This window comes from Frankia tisae (assembly GCF_025403405.1).
Classification (GTDB): Bacteria; Actinomycetota; Actinomycetes; order Frankiales; family Frankiaceae; genus Frankia; species Frankia tisai.
Map to the genome: position 1 here is coordinate 1 of NZ_JANEZT010000432.1, position 5,120 is coordinate 5,120.

The window sequence follows — 5,120 nt, forward strand, 5'->3', positions numbered from 1 at the left end:
GGGCATGAGTGGGCGGGAACGGGCCGCGATCGTGGGGATCGGCTGGTCGGAGCTGGCGCGTGACAGCGGCGTGGGGCCGGGCAGCCTCGTCGCCCGGGCCGCCCGGGCGGCGGTCCTCGACAGCGGGGTCGCGCGGGACGCGATCGACGGGGTCGTCGGCGTCTACGGCACGGACTCCCCGACGCTGTGGCCCGGGTACGTCGTCGACGCGCTGGGGCTGCCCGACGTCCGTTGGTGGGACACGGCGCAGCCGCCGTCGGTCACGGCGCTGTCCACGGCGGCGAACGCGGTGCTCACCGGCAACTGCGACTACGCGCTGTGCTATCACGGCAAGTACCGGTGGGCGAACACCTCGGTTGTCGGCCGCGGTGACCCGCTGCGCCAGGCGCCGGCGCACGAGTTCGACCCCGGCCTCGACCATGCGCTGGTCGAACACGGCGGTTCGATGCTGTGGGCGGCGCGGGTCATGCGCGAGCACATGGCGCTGCATGGCAGCACCCGGGAGGACTTCGCCCGGATCTCCGTCAACAACCGGACGAACGCCGCCCGCAACCCTCGGGCGGTCTTCCGCGTCCCGATGACCCTCGACGACTACCTCGCCGCTCCGATGATCGACGATCCGATGTGCCTGCTCGACATGGACGCGCCGATCGACGGCGCGCTCGCCGTCGTGGTCACCACCGAGCGCCGCGCCCGCGACCTGCCGCACCCGGCCGTGCTCGTCGAGGCGTTCGGCAGCGCGCTGCCGGCACGCAACGACGGGCTGCTGTGGCCCGAGGCGGACGGGATCGCCGCCCGCCGGGCCGTCGGCAACCTGTTCGCCCGCAGCGACCTGACCCCCGCCGACATCGACCTCGCCTACCCGTACGACGGGTTCACGATCCTCGCCCTGCTGTGGCTGGAGGCCCTGTACACCAAGCCGGGGGAGGGCCCGGCGCTGCTGCGCGAGTCGTGGTCCGACGCCGAGCAGCGGCTGCGGCTGTTCGGCCGGGTACCGGTGTGCACGCACGGGGGCAACCTGAGCGAGGGTCGCGCCACACAGGGGTTCGGCTCCGTGATCGAGGCGGTGCAGCAGTTACGCGGCGACGCGGGGGAGCGCCAGGTCGACGCCGCCCGCAGCGCCGTGATCACCGGGGGCATGGCGGGCACGAACCGCTCGACGATCCTCGTCGCCGGCTGAGCGCTGAGCGGCCGAACAGCGAACGGCCGAACGGCCGAGCGGCCGCCCGGCCGCCCGGTGGCCCGGGTCAGGCCGACAGGTGCCGGCTCGGGAGCGGGGCGCCGCCGCCGTCGACGACGAGCGTCTGGCCGGTGAGGTAGGATGCCGCGTCGGAGCACAGGAACAGCACGACGGTCGCGATCTCGTCGGCGCTCGCCCAGCGCCGCAGCGGGATGCCGGCCGCCGTCGCCCGGCGAAACCGCTGGTAGCCCTCCTCGCCGAGGGCCGCTGCCAACGGGCGCCAGATGTCGGTGTCGACGAAGCCGGGCGCGACGGCGTTGACCCGCACCCCCCGATCGCCCCAGGCGGTGGCCAGGTTCTGGGTCAGGGTGTTCAGGCCGCCCTTGGTTGCCGCGTAGACGGCCTGTTCGACGTCCCCGCCGTAGGCCGCCGCCGACGACATGGTGACCACGCATCCCCGCTGCCGCAGCAGGGACGGCGCGAGCCACGAGGTCAGCAGGATGACGTTGCGCAGGTTGAGGTCGAGCTGCAGGTCCAGCGGCTTCGCGGTGATGGCCTCCGGCGGCTGGTGCCAGCCGAGCCCGGCGTTGTTCACCAGGATGTCGACGTCACCGAGCTCCTCGAGAGCCTGGTCGGCCACCCGCCGGACGTCGGCCTCGACGGTGAGGTCGGCGCTGATCGTGACCGGCTTGTTGGCGAGCCCGTCGGCCACGGCGGCCAGGCCCGCGCTGCCGCGGGCGACGACGGCGACCCGCGCGCCCGCGGCGTCGAGGGCCCGTGCGCACGCCGCGCCGATGCCCCGGCTGGCGCCGGTGACCACGGCGGCGCGGCCGGACAGATCAAAGGTGAAACCGGGCATCGTGCGCTCCTGGGGATCGGGCGGGGAATCGTCCTGGGAATCGTGGTCGGGCTGCGTGGGGTCCGGCGGCCGGCCAGGGGGTGCGCCCGGCCGCCGGTGAGGCGGCTACGTCCAGCCCGCCGTGGCACCCTGGATCATCGTGAACGGTCCGACCGGCCAGCGGAAGCAGTCGACCAGCAGCTGGTCGACGTCGCGTTCGGTGCTGACCCCCTCGGCGACGATCCGGCGCGCCTCGGCCACCGCCGCCCAGTACACCCGGTTGGCGACGTAGCCCCAGGACATCGGGGCGTCGCGCACGACGACCGGGTTCTTGCCCAGCCCGCGGGCGAGCCGGGTCACCGTCTCGACGGCGTCCGGGTCGGTGTGCTCGGTCACGACGATCTCGGCGAAGCGCATGATCTGCGCGGGCGACGACCAGTGCCAGCCGAGGACCCGGGCGGCCCGGTCGGTCGCCGCGGCCAGCGCCCCGATCGGGAAGCCGCTGGAGTTGGTGGCGAGGACGGCGCCGGCAGCGGCGACCCGGTCGAGTGCGCGGAACAGCCGGACCTTCAGCGCCAGGTCCTCGGGCACGGCCTCGATGACCACCGCCGCGCCGGCGACGGCCGACAGCTCGGACTCCCAGGCGATCCGCGCGGACACCCGGTCGACGCCCGCGGCGTCCAACTTCCCGCGTTCGACGGCGGCCCGCAGCCCGAAGCGGCCCTCGACGAGCTGGCGGCGGGCGCGCTCGCGGGCCGTGGCACTGGTGTCGACGCAGACCACCGCGCAGCCGGCCATCGCCGCCGCCTGCGCGATCCCCGCGCCCATCACCCCCGCGCCGATCACCCCCACGGTCCCCACGGCTGCGACGGCTGCGACGGTCGTTGCGGCTCCCGCGGCTCCCGCGGCTCCCGCGGCTCCCGCGGCTCCCGAGATCCCCGGCGTCGCCGAAGTCCCGGCGGCGTCGGCCTGGTTGTCGCCGGCGGTCATGCCGCGGCCGCCAGCCGGGAGGCCAGCGCCGAGACCTCGGCGCCCGCCTCGGCCAACGGCCCCTCGGCCGGTCCGGCCGCGCCGACCGGCGGCCACGCCCGCCGGTCGGCGACGATCCACAGCTCCTTCGACCCGGTCGGACCGGAACGCGACGCCCCGTGCCAGGTGCCCTCCTGCTGGAGCCGGAAGCCGAGCCGGCCGAGCTCGACGCCGCCCGTCCGCCCGCCGAAGCCCTCCGCCGAGCCGTCGGCTTCCGGATCGCCGATCCGGCAGGATCCCTCGACCACGAGCCGGACCAGGTCGGCGCCCAGCCGGAAGGCGGGCAGCGCAGCGGCGCCCGGTGGCCGGTCCCAGCACAGCAGGAGCACCCCGGACTCCCGGTGGCCCAGCGCGATGGCGGCCAGGCGGCTGCCGTCGGAGAGCACCGACCATCCCGTCGTGTCGGTGAAGCCGGCGTCGAAGTGGCTCGGGCGCAGGGCGGCGCCGAAGCTGTTGGCGATGGCGTGCGGGACGTCGGCGTCGCGGGGGAGCATCGCCACTCCCTCGAGGCTGACGTCGTCGGCGAGGGCGGTGTCGGCGAGCCGTTGGAGCTGCGAGTCGGTCAGGTAGGGCTTGAGCCCGCGCCGGTCGGCCATCAACAGGAGCTGGTTGGTGCCGACCTCGTCGGACCAGTACTCCGGTCCGTAGAAGGCGTCGGCCCGCTGAAGGCGGAACTCGCCGTGGGCGTAGCTGGCGCCGCCCACCCGGATCGGCTCGCCCAGCGCCATCCGGAAACTGTCGCTCTTGTGCAGGTGCACGGGGGCCTTGCGGGGAAAGATCCGGCCCTCGATGGACATCGCGACGACGGGGCCCGCGCCGGGGTCGCCCATTCGCAGGATGGCTCCGCTCAGCAGGCCGTCGTCGGGCACCGGGCGGCGAATGTCCCGGATGACGCCGTCGACGTGGCCGCTGTGCCAGGTCGCGGATTCGAGAAGAGTGATCACGAGGAGCCCCCTGGGGATGCATGTTTCTTCGACTCGTGGGTTGACAATAATACGGCGGGGCTCCTACGGTCTGCGGGTCGCCGCCGCGAGGATCGAGGGATGACATGCCGATCAGCTCCATCGCCGACCTGATCCGAACCCATGGCACCGAGCGGGGCGGCCAGCCCGCGCTCACCGCAGACGGCCGCACCGTCACCTTCGCCCAGCTCGACGCCCGCTCCAACCAGGTGGCCCAGGCCCTCGCCGGCGAGGGGGTCGGCGCCGGCGACCGGGTCGCCTACCTCGACGCCAACGCCGCGCAGTACTACGAGCTGCTGTTCGGCGGGGCGAAGCTGGGGGCGGTGAACGTCGCGGTGAGCTGGCGGCTGGCGCCGGCCGAGATCGCCGCGATCATCACCGACGCGCAGGCCCGGGTCCTCGTCGTCGGCGCGGCGTTCGCGACGACCGTCGAGGCGGTCGAGGCGGAGCTGCCCGGCGTCAAGAAGGTCATCGTGGTCGACGGCTCGGCCCGCCACCAGGACTACGACGAGTGGGTCGCCGCCGCGCCCGCGCTCGATCCCGGGGTTTGTGCGAAGCCCGACGACGTGCGGATCCAGCTCTACACCTCGGGCACCACCGGCCTGCCGAAGGGCGTGATGCTGACCGAGCACAACCTGCTGTCGCTGCTGCGGATGGGCGGGGAGACGCTCGAGCTCGGGCCCGACACCGTCAACCTGGTCGCCATGCCGCTGTTCCACATCTCCGGCAGCGGCTACTCGCTCAGCGGCTTCCACGCTGGCTGCCACACGGTGCTGCTGCGCGAAGCCCACCCCGGCGCGATCCTGCGCGCGGTGGCCGAGCACGGGGTGACGAACCTGTTCGCCGTGCCCGCCGTGCTGCGCACGATGCTCGGCGTGCCGGGCATCGCCGAGCTGGATCTGTCGTCGTTGCGCACGATCGCCTACGGCGCCTCGCCGATCTCGCTGGACGTGCTGGTCCGGGCGATCGAGACGTTCCGCTGCGACTTCGTGCAAGTCTACGGGCTGAGTGAGACCGCGGGCACCGTCACCATGCTGACGCCGGAGGATCATCGCCGGGCCCTCGAGGTCGCCGGGACGGGCGCGGGCGGGACGGTGGGCGCGGGCGGGAC

General features: G+C 74.2%; 5 protein-coding genes. 2 read left to right on the plus strand and 3 right to left on the minus strand.

What is annotated here, in order from left to right:
* Nucleotides 1–1,180, plus strand: a 1,180-nt coding sequence (locus tag NBZ85_RS27390; RefSeq protein ID WP_261562889.1) for a thiolase family protein, incomplete at its 5' end; no start/stop codon positions are given.
* Between the two features lie 67 nt (nucleotides 1,181–1,247).
* On the opposite strand, the gene NBZ85_RS27395 is transcribed toward NBZ85_RS27390, so the two are convergent.
* From NBZ85_RS27395 to NBZ85_RS27405, 3 genes are all read right to left on the minus strand, one after another.
* Entirely contained in the window at nucleotides 1,248–2,039 is a 792-nt protein-coding gene (locus NBZ85_RS27395; RefSeq protein ID WP_261559503.1) for an SDR family NAD(P)-dependent oxidoreductase, read from the minus strand.
* A 105-nt stretch (nucleotides 2,040–2,144) separates the two neighbouring features.
* Nucleotides 2,145–3,008: a 3-hydroxyacyl-CoA dehydrogenase family protein gene (locus tag NBZ85_RS27400; RefSeq protein ID WP_261562890.1), complete on the minus strand. Its 864-nt coding sequence runs from the start codon at nucleotides 3,006–3,008 to the stop codon at nucleotides 2,145–2,147.
* A complete protein-coding gene (locus NBZ85_RS27405; RefSeq protein ID WP_261562891.1) occupies nucleotides 3,005–3,991 on the minus strand; it encodes a hypothetical protein in 987 nt (328 codons plus the stop codon). Before NBZ85_RS27405 ends, NBZ85_RS27400 begins: the two co-directional genes overlap by 4 nt.
* A 104-nt stretch (nucleotides 3,992–4,095) precedes the next feature.
* Here NBZ85_RS27405 and NBZ85_RS27410 point away from each other — a divergent pair.
* Nucleotides 4,096–5,120, plus strand: a 1,025-nt coding sequence (locus NBZ85_RS27410) for an AMP-binding protein (protein ID WP_261562892.1), incomplete at its 3' end; no start/stop codon positions are given.

Coding starts and splice junctions, on each gene's coding strand:
- NBZ85_RS27395 (WP_261559503.1), bottom strand. CDS start 2,039: ATGCCCGGTTTCACCTTTGATCTGTCCGGCCGCGCCGCCGTGGTCACC.
- NBZ85_RS27400 (WP_261562890.1), bottom strand. CDS start 3,008: ATGACCGCCGGCGACAACCAGGCCGACGCCGCCGGGACTTCGGCGACG.